The sequence below is a fragment of the Membranihabitans maritimus genome, assembly GCF_021729145.1.
Taxonomy (GTDB): Bacteria; Bacteroidota; Bacteroidia; order Chitinophagales; family Saprospiraceae; genus Membranihabitans; species Membranihabitans maritimus.
Window position 1 is genome coordinate 24,223 of sequence record NZ_JAJSLW010000019.1, and the last position, 18,249, is coordinate 42,471.

Here is an 18,249-nt window from a genome sequence, read left to right on the forward strand (position 1 = left end):
ACGCTGGATTACACCATTCTTCGCCAGGATAGCTTTACAAATGTCGATAAAGTAGATGATGAATTTATGTAAAAAGGTCAATCCCAATCAGGGGTAGCTATATCTAATAGAAATAAGGCAAGGTATGTTGTAAAATGGGGTAAATATCCTGAAAATTCTATTGATGAAAATCTGAAGATCAGTAAACTCCCATTGATTTTATTTTTTTCCAGGTCATTTTCTATTCAGGCTTAGATGGGATGGTTAAGTATCCCTTATGAAGGCTCCTTTTATATACCGTCATTACCTTTTTGTATTACGTTGGAATCATAAAATTTGCGCTATCACAATTTCCCCCCTGAGTTATTGATACTAATTGACTTTTATTCTTTTTTTACAATTTTTGATTATAGAAATAAGACACCCCAAGGATAATGCCTATTCCTATTGGCATTATTATATTCCCGATATTTTTGTCCACTACCGTATGACTTATTACCGCAAAAATAAGGTTGAATGTTAAACCGGCATATGCCCACTCCCTCAAATTGCCGGGCAGTTTTGGGAACATCAACGCCGTTGCTCCCAGGATCTTGCAGATTATTAAAGAATAGGCAAAATAGTCTGGATATCCCAATGGTTTTGTACCTGCGTTAAAGTATTCGTGGGCAAACAGCAGTGTGCTTAAAGGCATAAGTGCCTCAAACATAAATATAAAACCTGTCGTAGCCCAAAAGATGATTCTAGCCTTTTTCATTACCCTGTTTTAAGGATTCCAATAAATCTGCCAATGCGTTTAAGGTTGCTGTAAAGCCTTCTTTGAAGCCCATTTTTATGTGCATTTCAAGGTCGGCAAGTTTTTCGTGCTTGATGGTAACCTTTACAGTTGTCATTCCATCATTTTCACTAAAATCCAGGTTCCATTTGGCAGATGGCATTTGGTTATTAATATTTTCGTCCTTGTCAGCAAAAGCATCTTTGAATTGGAAATTGTCAATGGGAGAAATAGAGGTGAAGTCTTGAATCGACCAATGTTTTTCCCCTTCAGGACTTACCATTGCATAAAATCTTCGTCCACCTTCTTCAAAATTCATATACTTTGTTTCTGATTTCCAGGGTTTTGGCGCCCACCATTTGTCAAGGATTTCCTTTTTGGTAAAAGCGTCCCAAACCAATGGCTGATCAGCGTTAAATTCCCGGTTAACAAATACGGTGCTTGTTTTTTTGTCGACAGTGAAGTCGAATAGCAAATTAGTTTTCATAGTATTCATTTTTAAGTGTTAGTAGTAACGTATCTAGATTATCAAGAGCCATCGTAAGGCCTTCCTTAAAGCCCATTTCAATCATTGCTTCCAGGTCTTCAGGTTTCTCATGCTTGAGACAAATACTCACAGTAGTGACACCGTTATCTTCAGAGAAATTGTTTATCCATAAAGAGCGAGGTTTAATAGTATTTTCAATCCCGTTCTCATCGCAGAATGCGTCTAACCATGAGAGTAATCTATGTGTTTCGATGGTTTTATAATCAGCTTTGCACCACATTTTTTCCTCTTGTGGACTCACCATTGCATAAAGCCACATTCCGCCAACTTTCAACTCCAGTGATTTAGTTTCAATATGGTAAGGCTTAGGTGCCCACCATTGATTTAATAACTCGGCAGTGGTCCAGGCTTGCCATACCAGTTCTAGCGTCGCGTCAAATTCACGTAGTATGTGAAGGGAATTGTTTTTCTTGTCGAAAGTAAAATCGAATAGTAAATTACTTTTCATTTTTCTTGTTTTTAAGTGTTGATAACAAATTGTCAAGTTGGTCAAAACGGTTTTCCCATATTTTTCTGAATTGTTCCAACCATTCATCGATTTCTTTCATTTTTTCGATTTTCAACTCGTAGTAGATTTCCCGACCTTGTTGGTTGGCTTCTACAAGGTCACACTCGTTTAAAATCTGAATATGTTTTGAAATGGTAGGTCTCGCTGCATCAAAGTTTTCAGCTATTGTTCCTGCTGTCATGGCCTGTGAGGCCAGCAATACCAAAATCGCTCGTCTTGTCGGGTCTGAAATTGCCTGGAAAATGTCTCTTCTTAATTTCATTGTGAAGTCATTTGGCTACAAATATATATGAAGTCATTTAGCTACACAAATATTTTTCATGTTTTTTTTCTAATCCGTTACCGGAAATGAGTTTAATTGCCAGGGCAGGAAGGAGGTTCAGGTTGAATAGTTACCATGTCATTTTTTTGTTCTTACAATTAGTATGGTAACAGGTACGTAGAACTGCAGTATGGGATTGTAAGCACTTTACCGTGTCGATATGTTTGTTGGTATTCAATTCATCACTTTTACCGGTATTTCGTTCATATGAATTTAGCGATTTGTGGTTGTTTTATAAACAAACTTCCAATCCATTTTAAAGCATCATAAATCCTGCCCAGATGACCGGAAAATCGGTTTCATTGGGGGGGAGACTGCCACTTCCCATAGCCAAAGCCTTCGGCGCTTTCAATAGTAAGGGTGAATCAAAATCCTGGCTTTCCACTATATAATTATCTAATGAGATACGTACTCAGGATATTTCAGGGAAATCAATTATTGGTTCTGGTATAGCGAGATTCCATTCACCATATAATGCATAAAATAATGTGAGTTCAACAGAGAAAAGATGAGCTCTGAAGTGGCTGTTCCGACATGAAATTGTCGGGAAGCAAATATACCTAACCCTGGGTGCCAACCCAGGGTGGGAAACAATTATTCGTCGAGCTCTCGTTATAACTCATCCAACCTGTCCTTTGAATCCGGGCCATAGTCTTTCGGAAAAATGACTTGTATTTATCTTGATCTTTTAGATAAGTTGAATAGAGAGAATCTGATTAAAAGCTATGATTCGGAATCCATCCGGGAATTTATACAGGTAAAATCAATCATCATGCGTATAGGTAGCTTATTTCTGTTGCCATCAATGGAAATTTTTGAGTATCCACTAGTATAATTTCGATATAACTCTTTGGTGAGTTCCTCTGCTATTTGTCCGTTTGCTCCGAGTATTGTTTGCATAGTTATTCAATCAGTTTTTTATTTTTTTATTTCGCTTTCTAAAATGGCACATAACGTATTAAATCAGTGTGTTTTATGCAGATTATCTTTTGAAATAGTTTGTGGTGCATTATAAATATAGAAATGATCTTCCGAATGACATTTAACCCAAAATTGAATTCATTATAATTTATCCCACTATGTTTCCGAGGGAGGAGGTTCTGAATGTCACAGGAACTCCGTTAATGAATCTTTGGATATAAGAGTTGTCAAGAATATTGTAATAACTATGAGTGTGGCGAAAGTGATTCTCTATTTTCTCCGGCAGTGGGAGTACATTTCTTCTCTTAGTATCCACCTGTTGGTTCAGGTCCACCTAAGCAAGATTCTAAATAGGAATGAATATAGATGTCGATTATTTTAGTCTGTATGAAACCAGGTTACAACTGTATGTAGAAAGCAACTATGACAGGAATGGTTCTATTCTTAGAATGTTATTTTTAATTGAGCCCTAACGGTTTTGTATATGAAAAGTTGTTGATTGACACTGTCAAACCAACATCAAGTTAGAGCGGGCTATATCCCTTATAATTACAGTTGTTTCGCTTATTTTTTATACGCATTCTTGTGCTTAGGACTTATTTTCTGCATATCATTTTTAAAGTTTTTTATCATTTTTCCGAATGATTTTTCCTTTTTTCTTTTTTCTGAAACAGAAAGGTTGAAATGGTCTTTTTCTCTTTGAATTTTTAAGAAATTATCATAGGAGTTAACATCAATCTCGCCGTTTTCAACAGCTTCCATTACAGCACAACCAATTTCATTTGTATGGGTACAATCCGTGAATTTACATTGCTTTGAAAAACCATAAATTTTATCAAAGGTATTTTCTAATCCATCTGCGGAATCAATTACTCCAATTTCTCTCATGCCTGGATTATCAATAAGTATTCCTCCACTTTCTAAAACAGTTAATTCACGGTGACTGGTTATATGTCTGCCTTTATTTGTGCTTTTACTTATTGTATTTGTCTTCATTATGTTCTTGCCTGACAGGTTGTTCATCAATGTTGATTTTCCCACACCTGAAGAGCCAAGTAAGCAATACGTCTTTCCCTTCTTTAAAAATTCCGTGATAGAGCTATACCCGTCTTTTGTTTCATTGCTGATAGCAAAAATCGGAATATTCTTTATCCGTTGTTTAATTTTTTTAACTATATCATCGAGATTTTGAGTTTCAATCAAGTCGATTTTAGTTAGAATAATTATTGGACTTACGTTGGAAGAATAACAAATAGTCAAATATCTTTCAAGGCGATTAATATTAAAATCTCTATCGATGGCTTGAACTAAAAGTGCAAAATCAATATTTGTTGCAATTATTTGAGTTTCACCAAACTTTCCAACTGCTTGTCTTGAAAGAACCGATATTCGTGGAATAACGCTATGAATAATTACAAAATCTGAATCATAGTTTATGATCGCAACCCAATCTCCCACAGCAGGAAAGTCTTCACGGCTTTTAGCAGTGAACCTAAGATTTCCTGTAATTTCAGCTTCAAATTCTCCTTTTTCGTTCTTTACAATATATCTTTCCTTGTGTTCGGCTATTACACGTCCAATTTCAAAATCCTCAAGATTATTTTCTTTTCTCAGTTTTTCGAAAGTGTCATTATATCCTAAATCTTCTATGGTCATTTCGTTTTCCATTTTGTGGTGTGTCTACTTGTATTAATCACAACTATTGGATGCACACCTTGTGTATATCCTACTGCGTTTCCTGATATACGAACGCTTATTAAAATCCTTACTAATATAAAAACTTTGTAAATAAGAGGGGCTGTTGATAAATTAATGCCAATGCTGTGGCGGATTTGGTGAGAGATTACCTTGTTTGAAAAAAGCCACGGAGACATCAATTTCTTAGTTGCATTTCTATTGAAAACATCAATGTCGGAAGGGGATAGAGATCTTATTTCAAGAAAAATGGGGTCTTCCTGACCCGAAACCCAATGTACACCCGTTTTATTTAGGTGGTCAGCCCATTATAACCCTCTATTTGCAAAAAAAGAATGGTTGGAATGAATAGGTGTTATTGTCACTGTGGTCACCATATCCTACATGTACACTAGCTCAAAACAGTACTGCGGGTAGGAAAGGTGAAGTGGTCCCCTGCCAAAGTGTAAAATTAAAAGTATCGATAGGGTACAAACTCTTAACATATCCCTACAGGATAGAATGACTATTTACTACTTCCCCAGCGGTCCAATATTTGCAATGCGGGGCCCAGTTCTTTTGTGTCGCGATGCAACCGGTAATATACCTGGGGTGGGAAACCATTTTTTTCTATTCTTTCAATAATATGATGTTCCTGCATTTGATGCAATTGCTCGAGAAGAACTTTTTTAGAGACCTTTGGCATTTTGCGCCATAATTCGATAAACCTGATTTCTTTTTCGTGAAAAAGATGGTGCAAAATTAAAGGCTTCCACTTACCGGAGAGCAAATCGAGGCTGCGCTTTAATCCACACTGTTCAAATTCTGTATACTTCATATTCGACTTTTAATTGGGTTACCCTGAGGTAAACTTCTTTCTGAATTCACCGTAGCTGCTTACATTAGCAAAAACAAGGTTTAACCCTTTTAAGTTTTCCATAAATGAGTATAAAATCCTGATAATATGAAATTTCAGTTATGGCGAAATGCTACCGTCCTCCTCAACATTGATACAGCCACGTTTTTAATCGATCCCATGTTGGGACCAAAAGCTTCTTTTGGGGTTTTCCCCTGGACAAACGATACCCGGCCCAATCCCCTGATAGATTTACCTTTTCCCCGTTCGGAATTAAAAAAACAGATAAGTAAAATTGATGCGATTGTCGTTACTCATCTTCATCCGGATCACTGGGATTCTGATGCGATCAGCCTATTGGATAAAAATCTTCCGGTAATTGGCCCTTCTATTATTGCGGATTCGCTGGCAGGCTATGGATTTACAAACATCCAATCCGTGGACCGGTCCGTGAAGGTTAAGGGAATTGACATCACCCTTACCCACGGAAGACATGGTATCGGGGAAATTGAAGAGAAAATGGGGGTCGTGCATGGTTTTTACTTTTCTTCAGGCTCCGAAAGTATCTTTTTTGCGGGAGATACGATCTGGTGTGATGAAGTAAAATCCGCTATCTCTATACATCAACCGAAGTATGTAGTGGTAGCGGGTGGGGCGGCTACTTTTGCCATCGGGGATCCTGTCACGATGACGGCCAGGCAAATTTGTAAGCTCTGCCATACCTTTCCGGAAGTTAAGGTTTTGGTTACCCACCTGGAGGCAGTGAGCCCGTGTACAGAGGACCGGGAGTTCACTGGCAGGGAAATAGCCACAGCGGGTATATCCGACAGGTGTATTATTCCGGAAGATGGGGAGCAATTGGTGCTATTTTCTGAGCCTGTTTGAGATCCATTGATGGGCTACCAAAGGGCAATTATTATCTGATTTCTCAGTAGAGGTCCCGCATTTACCTTTAAATTTATGTTTGTCTAAAATCACACCCTCCATCTTGAAAATGTAAACAAACTATTGGCTATCCAGGACTTACTTTACCATATCTATGGAAAGATGTCAGGCGGGGTAAAAAAAATTGAATTGGTGAATGCAGAAGGCCTTCAGGAGTCCTTACTCTATTCTTCCTATGGAGTCGAAATGCATATTCTTTTGATAGTATGAATCTTACAAGATTGCGGGATTCAGAGTGTTAGATTGATCCCGGAGCCTATATAATCTTTTCATTGTAAACGCGAAACGGTACTGCTTCCGGATAGGCCCGAAGAACCCGTTACCAGGATGCATTTTACCATTCGGTTTTCGCAGGAAACAACTCATTATTTCGATAGGGTCAGATTGTACAGCGCTCCGGGACTTGTTTACCAGGGGTAGCCAGACTGGAACAATTGAAATTCAGGTGTCAAAAAGAACCATACCTGTATTATTTTGAATAATTCGTATCCACTGCTTCGGTATAGATAGCCTCTCTCATCCCTCATAGGATTTAGTTTGCCTCTTTACAGGTCGTTCTTTTTTTCATCTTTTTGCTCATCTGCTCGGATTCAGGATACCCTTTTCTCCTTCTCTGTTAGACATCTTGTTTTTCCAGCCATTGCAGAATAACCTGATTCGTTTCTTCCGGTTTTTCCTGTGGGATCCAGTGACCGCAATCCAGGCTAACCATATCCAGATTGGGTGCGAAATCGTGTAAGCGATCGGAGGGTGGAATGACATCCCGTTTACCGTATATCATTAAGGTCGGATGTGTAATTAATGGTTTTATGTCTGCCATGAAATACCAATTCCGGTCCAGGTTTCTATACCAATTCAGGGCCCCCGTAAATCCGGATGATTGGAAGGCCGCGCTAAAAACAGCTAAATCGCTCTTGGTCATTACCGGTTCGCCAAGCGGTTTATCCGCATGGGCAAGATTAATCATGACCATGCCGGGTTCCGGCGGAGCAGGCGGTACATTTTTGCGAAATAAATTACGAAGAAACCGGGCGGTATTTTTCTCCAAAATAGCATCGGCCACTCCTGGTTGCCGGTTAAAATGAACAAAATAAAAGTCTTCACCAAAGGCTTCTTCCATAAATTCTATCCAGGGTTTTTCTCCTCGCTCCTGATACGGCAAAGCAAAATTTATGACCGTATGTACCCGCTCCGGATGCAACAAGGCAAGATTCCAAACCACATTGGCGCCCCAATCATGGCCAACAAATGTAGCTTCTTGATATCCATAATAATCGAGTAATACAACCAGATCTCCGGTTAGATGTGCTATATCATATGTTGTTACTTCCGATGGGCAGGAGGAGTTGCCGTACCCTCTTTGGTTGGGCACAATAACATGGTAGCCCGCTTCCGCAAGCACAGGTATCTGATACCGCCAGGAATAGGCATGTTCCGGAAACCCATGACAAAGGACAATAGGTTTACCTTGATTTTGTTTACCTGCTTCAAACACCTCAAGATCTATCCCATTGACGGAAATGATGGCAGGTGCTGGAAATTCAATCGACGTAAGGCTTGTTTTTGTTACGTTGGTCATATTTTTATTGTTTTGTATGTAATTAGCCCCCAAACGTACAGTCGTCTTGTGACAGCCTTATGTCAAAGGATGTAAAGAAATAATCCTATTTATTTTGTTATAGTCGTTGCGGCATAATATGCAGTTCCATATTTTCCGGCAAAACTTATATTTTCAGGGGAAGAGAACTTGTGACGAATTACCGGGATCTATACCCTTGACAATACAGCGGCTATCGAATGCAAATCCAGACTAGCAAACTCCCTGGGTGAAGTATGGGCAAATTTCTTAAACCATTTATTGATATGTGAAAAATCATAAAATGGGGAATACAGAAACTTTCCAATGCTCCTTTCTTTCGTATTCGTACATTCATTTACCATATCTTCAAACAAAGCAGTGGTGAAATACTGTTTGGGAGTTAGCCCTACTACCTCTTTAAATGCTCTGCCTAAAGTCCTTTCAGAGACCCCTATCTCTCGCGAAATCATTTTGACAGACCATTGGTAATCCTGTTTTCTGGCCATATTATCGGCTTTTTCTACCAGGAGGCTTTTTTCGCTCAAGATATCGGGAGCTTTGTTCTCTAAAAAATCATCAAACAATACAGATCGTTCCTGTAAAGGAATATCGCGGGAAAGTGCAGAAAAGAGTTCTTTTACTTCATTTTTAGTCCAAACCTGACTGGCACTGACAAACTTATTTTTAAAAGTAATGCCCGGTTTACCTGTCAATTCATACATCCCAATAGGGTATAAGTCAGCGGCAAAGGAAGTAACGTATTGATGTATGTAAGAGTAATAATAGGGCAGTTCAAAGGCACCTTTCATAGATACTACAGGTGGGATATATTTTTTGTGGTTGCAGTTAATTTCTACATTACTCTGTAAAGCTATTACTATTCCTAATCGTTTTATAGCTGGTGCAAAAAAACAACCGGAGGTATCTTCTACCTTCAGAAACATATAGGCACGCACCAGCCTGCTGAGGTTTTCACGAGGTTGCAGTTCGTAAATCATGAGCTAAATATACTCTTTACAATAGACTAAACCTTACATTGTCCGTTTTTTACAACCAAGTCTTCAACCCTGCCCTTTACATTTGCTTTTTTAGGTTTTGATGCGACTCGCTTTACGGAATCTTCAGAAGAGACAGCCCTTTCCCTTCTATGAAGATACAATAAATCAGGTCCTGGGGAAGCAAAGAGAAGCTCACCTAAAGTATGTAAATAGTGGAGACCAGAAACCAACTAAAAAACGGGGCGAATTCCGAAAAGCCTTACGAGTAGGAAAATAGTAAATTACCAAATTATGTTAACAAAAATTAAAGCAATTTTTGCATTACTAGCAGTTCTTGTATGTATGACAAGTTGTGCCACCGTCAAAAGCCCATTGAGTGGAATGGTGTACTCAGATGTTAAAGCACCTGTCGCAGTTACGGGTAATTCCAATTCGACCAAGGTCGGGTCTTCAGAAGCAACTTCTATTCTTGGCATCGTGGCTACAGGAGATGCAAGTATTGAAGCCGCTGCGAAATCGGCTGGGATTACCAAAATTCACCACGTTGATGAACAATCCTCTAGCATCTTAGTTTTTTTCGCGAAATACAAAGTTTTTGTATATGGCGAATAATCAGCTTAGAATGGCGTGTCGAACACGCCATTTTTTTATTATTCCTTTATTGCTTCTGGTCAATACGATGAATGGCCAGAATATTTCCAGATACTACACTTCCTCTCTTCAGGAAAAGGGAACATTGTTTTATATTTTACCGCAAAAGGGATTTGAATCCAATAACAAAAATAATTTCATTTATGATATGAGTTACCAAACGCAGAATGATACGGTAACCGTGAACTTTTCATACTTTGATAGAATGAACCTCATCCTGGACAGTATTTCTTTGAGTAATGGGAATCAGCAGGTATCATCCGACGCGGAAAAGTTGTATATAGAGACAAAAAAATCAAAATGGCATTATAGATATTCATCGAAGTTTTTATTCACTGACATAGCTTCCTTTTTTGACCAAACAGAACCTCCTACAGTTAATATATATTATCCGGAAGGTAGTGTGGTGCTCAATATAAAAGCAAAAACCTGGCGGAAACAATCGGCCCTGATAAAAAAAATCCTGACCTTAATAGAATACAATAAATAATTGAATCAATTACCCGGTAGCTATTGCACAGGTAAAAACCACCCAACCCCTTGTTCTTTCGATACGCATGTATGGCTCTCATGGAGATGGTCCCACCAGGGACAGGATAGATGGTGAAAATTTCTTTGGCTATCGGAATTATACACCCCAGGGTGCGTTCTCCTCATTCGCGGTTGATAAAAGGTTATACCCCAATACTCATAAAAAGGGATGGCGATTTTCTTTTCCCTAAGATGCTATTGAAATGGAAAGTCTTTTCTACGATTACGACGTTATAAATACTCTCCATAGCCGTGACCAGGTCTGTGTTTTTTGTAGGGTACTTGCAGAAAATTCAATTCAGTTTTATGCTGCATCCTATAATCTATTTGGTATTACTTTCCCTATCTGGATTAGGCACCGATTTTTATTTTCGCAACCATCCTGATTCTTCCGTTTCCGCCCGAATCGACTACCATCTGCATTGCAAATTGAGACGATTGTCCGGACAAGGGAGGGATATAATTTCTATTTAGCATCTAGGTGTGCAATCATCACCGATAACCGGATAAATGTTTATTCGATATAGATGGGAACAGCTCTTTCCCTGGCTGTGCCGGTATAGATGCCTGCTATCGGTTATGAAATAGATGGGACCAGAAGAAAACAATGAAAAAACCCCTGCTTTGTGCAAAAAAAAAGCAGGGGACTCCCCGAATGGGCCCTGCGTGACTGTGTAGTAATGGTATCCCCCGCAAAAAGAAAATGACCGTCAATCCCACCGGGTCCTTCTATTAAATTATCCATTGGATTCGTTTGATTTTGGCGTTTGAAAAAATTGCCTGCCCCTGGGGGTAAGGCTGAATACTTCTTTGTTATTATGGATCCGGAAAGACCGGACGAAGTCGGCTTCCTGCATTTTACCGAGCATATCGGAGACCTGTCGGGTATCCAGACTACTATCTCCCGAGAGCCCTGAAAGGGTACGGAAGGGTTTGTGCCCGGGGCCCATGGCATGGAGGATACGTTGTATATTTTCATCCCCGGCCGGAAAGTCGAAGTTTCCGGCCGGGGAGGGGGGTGGAGAATCTTCCGATCCTTCGCCGTCTGATTGTAGGTCAATGAGCCCATCGACTTTGTCTTCATTGTTTTTTACTTCGCGTTTGACCGAATCGAGTTCCCGGAATACATGTTCGGACATGCTGTCCAGGAACCGTTGGGAGAAGTAGGCCGCGATCAGGGCAAACCCCGCCAGTACAAAGTATTCGGACTGCTGGGTGGTGGCTTTGTTGATAATTTCGGAAGAGACCATCCGCAGGAAAAGCGGTACGGTAAAAGCAGCGACGATCCCGGTCAGGATGCTACGGTACAGGAAACGCCGGTGGAAGGGAGGTCGCTTTTCTTCTTTGAAGTAATGGGCCAGTCCGCCGGTTATACCACAGGTTATGAGGATGATGGCAATGGTGATGATAGGATGTGATGTCATTGGTTCTGGTTTTTTTTTGTTTATGTATCGTTCTGTCATGGTTTCCACGAAGTCCCCATAGGGATGATTTTGCCAGATACCCTGGGCACTTCACTTTTCTTATATTTTTCATTTCTCTTCCCTTATCAATACCCGGGATTTTGTTGCAGAGTCCTTAGGACAAGTCAATCCCAGATCTAGCATCATCCTTTTATCTTTTCTTTGCTGGCCAAAGAAAAGAAACAAAAGCCCCGAAGGGATGCCTTGGGCAAAAAGCCACCTTTTGCTAAGGCGCTTTTGCTCTACTTCTTACCCTTCAGCTCGCAAAATCCTGCTTCCACAATCCTTTTACGCATCGTCTTACCGTCTTTTTCCTGCATCACTCCCACCTATCTTCTATACCCCGGCTACAGGATCTATCATAAAAGAATTGAAAGCCGCAACGGATTTACCTCGCCCCGCGCTATTGCAAAAGGATGCACAGGACCCTGGCAGCCTGCTAAATCAAAGCCTTCTTCCTGTCTCACCACTTCTCCCGGGATTCTACACCCAACCTTGAAGGTCTCTGATTTGACCCCCGTGAAGCTTTCTCTGAATTGTATCACTCCTTACAGCCACTACAAGCCAGACCTTCAAGGTTTTTGTTTTGAACTGCCCATTCCCGTTCTGTCATGGTTTTCGCCCCTTTCGGGACCGCAAAAACACACGCCAGAACTTTCAATCCGTTTCTTTCTTTACCCCGGGTTCAACACCCGGGGTTACCCATATTCAGCCCTTACAGGGCTGGTCCGTAAAGTTTTCCACGAAGAACGTGGCAAGCCTCATAAAGGCTTTCCCACCCTCGCCATGGAATGCTCGGTTCCTTCAAATTTAATTCCTGTAGCCTCGGGATGGAACCCTCGGTTCCCTCACCATTCCTTGCCTCGGGGCGGAGCCCTCGGTTCCCTCACCAGAGCTCACCCAACCTCACCGTGGAAGGTGAGGTTCCTTCACCGAAGTCTGCCCACCCTCGCCATGGAAGGCTCGGTTCCTTCACCGAAGATGGATTTACCATCTTCGATCCCGTTGGTCAACGGGATTGCGTTCAGTCATACCTTTGGTCTTCCTTCCAGTCAGACTACATTCGGTCATCCACGGATCAGAGTTCATCTTTTTATCTTTTCTTTGCTGGCCAAAGAAAAGAAACAAAAGAAAGGCCACCTTTTGCTAAGGCGCTTTTGCTCTACTTCTTAGCCTTCAGCTCGCAAAATCCTGCTTCCACAACCCTTTTTACTTCTCTTTTTCACGGTTCTTTTCTGCCTGGTCTTGATGATCCTTATATATCCCGGCTAGAGAATATAACGGAAAAGGATTGAAAGCCGCAACGGATTTTTTTCGCCCCGCGCTATTGCAAAAGGAAGCACAGAAACCCGGCAGTTTGCTATATCAAAACCTACTTTCCTGCTTTCCATCACCCCTCCTTCCCGAAGAGGTATCACCATCCTTTACAACCTCTCCCGGGATCATTACCGATCCCGGTTCAATCAGTCTCCATGTGGGACGATCCGGACCTGCGCCCCCGGATTATCTGCATCTGCCGGGGCCAGGATCCGGTAATCCCCCCATTCCCGGCCTCCTTCGTGTATGTCATCCTTCCACGCCGCGATCCACCGGGTCATCTGCCGGGCTGCCTCGTAGGAATCGAACAGGAGATCCCCGGAAGTATAATCTGTGGGACCCCGTATGCGGAATGGGAAATCGGAACCCGGATACACCAGTTTCCATATAGCGGGTCTGAGATCGTTCCGACGAATAATGAGAACGGGATTATCAAGAGTGCCCAACCCGTGATATAATTGTACATGGTCATCCGATTCGGTGCGGCTGCGATGGCCTTTTCCCACTTTCCGGTAATCTACTTCCCAGGTCAATTGGGCCGTGATGTCACGATGGATATTAGGATATATGACTATGTGTTCTTCAAAAAGCACAGCCGTACTATCCGGAGTCGGGGATTGGTTCCACCGGAAGACCCTTTCGGCGACAAGATCGGTAAATGCCAGCGTGATATCGGCGATTACATTTCCCGTAAGATCCCGCCCCACTTCCCCCTCCTGGTACAGGGAGAGTTCATTGTCGTAGATGTAGGCATTGAGGGAGATGATGCGTCGATCCATATTCACGGTTTCCGTCGTTGACTGTTGCCCGGAGAATGAAGCGGTGACTCCCATATCGTATTCATGTCCGGTGGTAGCGGTAGGGGCACTATCTACGCCTTCCACGGTATTTCCTGCAGTGTACCCGGTAGCAGCGCCGGCTTCATAGGCCAGGGACCGATGGTGTTCGATGGTGCCCAGGTCTACCTGCTCATAAGTAGTAGCCAGGCGGTTACAGCTCAATAATTGTATCGATGAATCTATGGTCAGGGTAAGAGTCAGTCTGCTGATTCGGTCGGCAGGCCTGGGATTTTTTTCACGGACGGAGAACACCAATCGTTTTTCGAACCGGGAAAAGTCGCTCAGGCGTCCCGGAGTTCCATCATTCCGGTCCCAGCTGTAGTCGATGGCATGGAGGAGGTCGTCCGTAGGCTTGATCCGGTCCCCGAGTTCCCGGATGAGGGCAGCTTGTGCTCCGGGGGACAGGTCGAATACCGTCCTGGCCGGTTGGGTAAGGGCTATGGCAGGTTCCAGGGCATAGGCATGGGCCTCCGTGTATTTTCGTATGGTGTCGCTGTTTTCCCGGATTTCCAGGCTATGGTAGCGGCGTGTGAGCCTGCTGTTATTTACACACGCTCCAAGTAGGAAAATAGTCAATATCCCGTATATCATGTAGCCTTTCATAGTGATGAATGATTGTTGTGGTTTTTTTCCTGACGATGGCTGGCTACTAATAGTGCTACCGCCGTGTCCTTATGTAGCTGAATAATGGTGCCTGATCCCCGGACGTTGCTTCGAACCTCTGTCAACATGGTCTCTTGTAACGGATGGTCGCGGGGATGCCGCGGGAGGCTCATTTGTACGCCTGCCGTATAATATGGATTGCCGGATATAGAATCCAGGGTGTCATCCCATTGGACGGCCCTCCAGTAGGAGCGGTTCATATCCTGGTTCAGTACGGTAATAAATTGGATCATGATTTACAACTTACATTCAATAAAAAAATAATCAATCTGCGCCGGGGATCTGTCCCCGATACATTCTTTTCCGGCCAGTAAGATTCCGCAGGAATAATAGTGGCCGGAAATTAATGGAATGACACTCACTGAAAATACTTCAGGGGTCATTTCCTTACAGTCTTTGTAGATGTTATTAGTTTAGTGAAAGCAGTTGTTCAAAAGTCGTGGTATGAAAGACTTCCTTACAATGTTTGATCCTAATATGGGGTAATTTTTTGTAAATTCCAAATATTAAGGAATAAAATTATGTAATTGATCCTGTTTTTCGTATTATTAAGGAGGTTGGGAGGATTTCTTGATTGTTTATTGGGGAATGCCTTTCGGTAGTATGTTCTACGATATTTTATCTGCATTATGACTGTAACACAACCATGAAACCCTCATTGGAGGGTTTTTTTGGTTGTACCCGTATCCATCCCTTTCAACTCCTTTTTCTTGCTTTTTTTTTTGTGTCTTGAATACGTCGACGAATTGGTTTTAAATGTTTTTTCTTTTCTTTTCATCAACTATATTCAGTAATTGGATTTTATTTGCCATGCTTTCCATTTCACCATATGACCAAAACAATTTGGTCATATGGTGATTTATTAGCCCTTATGAGTTTACTTTTATAAATTACGGGTAGGGAGGAAGTGGTTTGTCGAAGATTGGCGTGATGATACGGAGGAGAGGCGCCGTAATGGAAGAGAAATTATGCGCGCATTAAAGGTTTTAATTGAGTAAAATTATTACGACCTCAATAAGGAAGACATCCTGGCTGAATAGTGGCAGTGATGCAAGGAGGTAGGTCTGAAAGGATAATATGCCTGTGTTTTAGGGGTCATAGTCTTTAGCGTCTGGACTTTGATGGGGATCAAGCGATTATGTTGAAGAATTCCGCTGGGGAACCTTATGTTGAATTTGTCCTATTTTTGGGGGAAGGCTGCGATCGGATTATACATTTATTCTTCTTTAGGGATCAATTGAGGGTTATAGACTACTTCCCAGACGTGTTTATCAGGATCTTGAAAATACCCTGCATAACCACCCCAGAAAGTGGCTGAAGCGGGTTTGATAATTTTGGCTCCTGCATTTTGTGCCAGTTCCATTACTGCGTCCACTTCTTCTTTATTCATTACATTATGTCCCAGGGTACATTCTACTGCTAAGGAATCCTGAATAGGAATACCCGTATCATTTGCCATACTTTTTCGTGGCCAAAGTGCTAATCTTACGCCACTTTGTAAATCAAAAAAAGCTACAGCACCATTTTCAAATTCTTCTCCAATGATCCCTTCGGTAGGGAAGCCAAGGCCATCCCGATAAAACTCCACAGACCTTTCCAGGCTGGATACGCCGAGTGTTAATACTGAAATTCTTGGTTTCATAGTTTTTTTATTCGGCTATTGATGGCAATTTTTGATTATATAATGAAGATACGGCAAGAATTCCATCTAATTAATAAAGAAAAAGTAAAATAATCCGGATAACCCCATGGTTTTGTCCCGGCGTTAACCTATCCGCGTGTGAACAAAAGTATTCCTAAAAAGGCATCCAGCCTCTATCAGGAAGAGGATGGAAGTTGCTATCCACCAGGTGATTGGTTCAGTATTCGTTTGTAATGCAACTGTACCAATCCGGTATCATACGTTTTAGCCTTTATAAATGTAAGTTCTTGTTCAGGTCTTCCATCTTTGAAAAGTCGTATGCCATTTCCAAGTAGAATAGGGATGACAGAAATGATAAATTCATCGATTACATCGCATTGTAAAAGTTCGTTTATGATTTCGGCTCCACCGTCACAATAGATATTCTTTCCTTTCTCTGATTTTAACTGATGTACCAGGTCGTTTACATTCCCGGTGTAAAAAGTTGTCCTACCCACTTTTTGTTTGGAAGTTCTAGTAATGACATACACATCCCTTTTCCCATTATCATAGTAGGAATCACCGATTGCTTTTAGCACATAGTCGTACGTTTTTCTTCCGAGGATGATGACATCTATAGTATCGGTAAATTCTTTATAACCATAGTCTTCTCCTTCTTTTTCTACTATGTTTAAAAAACTGAGATCGTCATTGGGTTTGGCTATATACCCGTCTAAGCTCGTTGCTATGAAAAGGGATAGTTTTCTCATTTGTCTGGTAATTAATTTGATGAGGATAATAATACATCTAAATTTCCAAAAGCCATGGCATACTCCTCTCCCAATTGTATACTTACACCCGGTCTATCCTTTTTCTTGTTAAGCTTTTTAAATAAAAAAGGCCTACTTATATTCCCTGAAAAAATAAATACGCCCTGCTTCACTCCATTGTACGCTATACGTTAATTATTCAAAATGGATGTTTTACCTTCTCCTTAATGCATAGAGCCCCTCTATTTTTTTATATCTCCGGACTATGTGGTTTTTTCGAATAGGAGTGGATCGGGAATGGCTGAATTTTATAGGTAATAGGGTGGGGGCAAGGAATAGAGGGTAGATTAACGGGTTTCAGCCACGTAACCTTACAGGATATAAACCAGGGGGGCATCCCGTTAGCAAACGGGACCGGATTATACACATTCAAAATAAGAAGTTATAATCCGACTTCTTGCTTGATTTGTTGCAGGTCCGAAGACAATTCTTCTACCATGTCTTTTGTATATATTCGATAGATATACCCTTCGTTTTGGGCACGGACGATTTTTCTAAGATCACTGATTCGATCCAGCCAGGTAATCCCATCCGTTACAAATAGGAAATACGTGTCATGACGTTTACTTTGTATGATTTTATTGACATCTCCTATGGAGTCCGTTTGTTTACTACCTGTGGCCCCATACGCTTTTACCTCAATAACTACGGTTGGATTGTCTTTATTGGGGATGGCAAAGTCGGCTTTGGCGGGAGCACGGTCTTCTTTGCCTGTAAAATTGCAGCGTGCATCATATTGATCACCAAAATTACTCTGTACAATATCTTCCGTAAAGTCTTCCAAAAGGCGTCCCCGGACTTGACCTTTTATGGCACTGCCCCGTCCGGATTTCAATCTTTCCGTGATGACGTCTTTCCAGGTGACCGGACGAGATATAGTCTCCCGGATGATTTCTAAAATCCGGGCTCGGGATAAACGATTTACGAAAAATCGGGGATCCCGGATGAAAAGATTTTTTCCGATACGCTCCTGATCATCGAATATATGCTGACGTAGAATGGTATTGAATTCGTCTTTGGATTTTTCCAGGAACAATCGAAAAACGGTCAGAGCTACTTGATAATCATCTTGCAGCAACCGGATCAAAAGTTCATTATCAACCTTGGAAGCGTCCCGGAGCCATCCCAACTGCTGAAGTACTTTTTCCGCAAATTCATCTTTCCATTCGGATTCCAGAACAGAAAGTTTGCTTTTGATTTCTTCGATATCCTGTAGATGTCGTTCCATAG

The 18,249-nt window shown here is 41.4% G+C and carries 17 protein-coding genes and 1 pseudogene; 3 read left to right on the forward strand and 15 right to left on the reverse strand.

Going from position 1 to position 18,249, the window contains the following annotated elements; translation table 11 throughout:
• Positions 1-373: 373 nt before the first annotated feature.
• The 7 genes and pseudogenes from LVD47_RS18660 to LVD47_RS18690 all read right to left on the reverse strand — a co-directional run bounded on the left by LVD47_RS18660 (position 374) and on the right by LVD47_RS18690 (position 5,564).
• Positions 374-736, reverse strand: a complete 363-nt coding sequence (locus LVD47_RS18660; RefSeq protein WP_236979609.1) for a DoxX family protein — start codon at positions 734-736, stop codon at positions 374-376.
• The gene (locus tag LVD47_RS18665; RefSeq protein ID WP_236979611.1) at positions 723-1,241 is read right to left on the reverse strand and encodes an SRPBCC family protein; all 519 of its coding nucleotides are present in this window, start codon (positions 1,239-1,241) and stop codon (positions 723-725) included. Before LVD47_RS18665 ends, LVD47_RS18660 begins: the two co-directional genes overlap by 14 nt.
• Positions 1,231-1,749 (reverse strand): SRPBCC family protein, encoded by a 519-nt coding sequence (locus tag LVD47_RS18670; RefSeq protein ID WP_236979613.1) that lies wholly within the window; start codon positions 1,747-1,749, stop codon positions 1,231-1,233. The genes LVD47_RS18665 and LVD47_RS18670 overlap by 11 nt, the downstream gene beginning before the upstream one ends.
• Entirely contained in the window at positions 1,739-2,071 is a 333-nt protein-coding gene (locus tag LVD47_RS18675; protein WP_236979615.1) for an ArsR/SmtB family transcription factor, read from the reverse strand. Before LVD47_RS18675 ends, LVD47_RS18670 begins: the two co-directional genes overlap by 11 nt.
• A gap of 867 nt (positions 2,072-2,938) precedes the next feature.
• Positions 2,939-3,031, reverse strand: a pseudogene (locus tag LVD47_RS24325) (NAD-dependent dehydratase); the annotation flags it as partial.
• Positions 3,032-3,616: 585 nt separating this feature from the next.
• Positions 3,617-4,708, reverse strand: coding sequence for a ribosome small subunit-dependent GTPase A (gene rsgA / locus LVD47_RS18685; protein WP_236979617.1), 1,092 nt, complete (start codon positions 4,706-4,708; stop codon positions 3,617-3,619).
• Between the two features lie 544 nt (positions 4,709-5,252).
• Complete coding sequence (locus LVD47_RS18690; protein WP_236979618.1) at positions 5,253-5,564, reverse strand: winged helix-turn-helix transcriptional regulator; 312 nt, start codon at positions 5,562-5,564, stop codon at positions 5,253-5,255.
• A gap of 126 nt (positions 5,565-5,690) precedes the next feature.
• Here LVD47_RS18690 and LVD47_RS18695 point away from each other — a divergent pair, with 126 nt between their 5' ends.
• Positions 5,691-6,467 (forward strand): MBL fold metallo-hydrolase, encoded by a 777-nt coding sequence (locus LVD47_RS18695; protein ID WP_236979619.1) that lies wholly within the window; start codon positions 5,691-5,693, stop codon positions 6,465-6,467.
• 676 nt (positions 6,468-7,143) lie between these two features.
• Here LVD47_RS18695 and LVD47_RS18700 read toward each other — a convergent pair.
• Both LVD47_RS18700 and LVD47_RS18705 read right to left on the reverse strand, forming a co-directional pair.
• Positions 7,144-8,106 (reverse strand): alpha/beta fold hydrolase, encoded by a 963-nt coding sequence (locus LVD47_RS18700; protein WP_236979620.1) that lies wholly within the window; start codon positions 8,104-8,106, stop codon positions 7,144-7,146.
• Between the two features lie 188 nt (positions 8,107-8,294).
• Complete coding sequence (locus LVD47_RS18705) at positions 8,295-9,104, reverse strand: helix-turn-helix domain-containing protein (RefSeq protein ID WP_236979622.1); 810 nt, start codon at positions 9,102-9,104, stop codon at positions 8,295-8,297.
• A 291-nt stretch (positions 9,105-9,395) separates the two neighbouring features.
• Here LVD47_RS18705 and LVD47_RS18710 point away from each other — a divergent pair, with 291 nt between their 5' ends.
• Positions 9,396-9,716: a TRL-like family protein gene (locus LVD47_RS18710; protein ID WP_236979624.1), complete on the forward strand. Its 321-nt coding sequence runs from the start codon at positions 9,396-9,398 to the stop codon at positions 9,714-9,716.
• Positions 9,706-10,245 (forward strand): hypothetical protein, encoded by a 540-nt coding sequence (locus LVD47_RS18715; protein ID WP_236979626.1) that lies wholly within the window; start codon positions 9,706-9,708, stop codon positions 10,243-10,245. Before LVD47_RS18710 ends, LVD47_RS18715 begins: the two co-directional genes overlap by 11 nt.
• A gap of 778 nt (positions 10,246-11,023) precedes the next feature.
• Here the strand turns inward: LVD47_RS18715 and LVD47_RS24405 are convergent.
• The 6 genes from LVD47_RS24405 to LVD47_RS18750 form a co-directional block, all read right to left on the reverse strand.
• Positions 11,024-11,749 (reverse strand): YEATS-associated helix-containing protein, encoded by a 726-nt coding sequence (locus LVD47_RS24405; RefSeq protein WP_500797287.1) that lies wholly within the window; start codon positions 11,747-11,749, stop codon positions 11,024-11,026.
• A gap of 1,463 nt (positions 11,750-13,212) precedes the next feature.
• Positions 13,213-14,508 carry a hypothetical protein gene (locus LVD47_RS18730; RefSeq protein WP_236979631.1) on the reverse strand — a complete coding sequence of 432 codons (1,296 nt, stop codon included), beginning with the start codon at positions 14,506-14,508 and terminating at the stop codon, positions 13,213-13,215.
• Positions 14,505-14,801 carry a hypothetical protein gene (locus LVD47_RS18735; protein ID WP_236979632.1) on the reverse strand — a complete coding sequence of 99 codons (297 nt, stop codon included), beginning with the start codon at positions 14,799-14,801 and terminating at the stop codon, positions 14,505-14,507. Before LVD47_RS18735 ends, LVD47_RS18730 begins: the two co-directional genes overlap by 4 nt.
• Before the next feature lie 983 nt (positions 14,802-15,784).
• Positions 15,785-16,210: a VOC family protein gene (locus LVD47_RS18740; protein ID WP_236979633.1), complete on the reverse strand. Its 426-nt coding sequence runs from the start codon at positions 16,208-16,210 to the stop codon at positions 15,785-15,787.
• 197 nt (positions 16,211-16,407) lie between these two features.
• A complete protein-coding gene (locus tag LVD47_RS18745) occupies positions 16,408-16,959 on the reverse strand; it encodes a dihydrofolate reductase family protein (RefSeq protein ID WP_236979634.1) in 552 nt (183 codons plus the stop codon).
• 442 nt (positions 16,960-17,401) lie between these two features.
• Positions 17,402-18,247 carry a DpnII family type II restriction endonuclease gene (locus LVD47_RS18750; protein WP_236979635.1) on the reverse strand — a complete coding sequence of 282 codons (846 nt, stop codon included), beginning with the start codon at positions 18,245-18,247 and terminating at the stop codon, positions 17,402-17,404.
• Positions 18,248-18,249 lie beyond the last annotated feature (2 nt).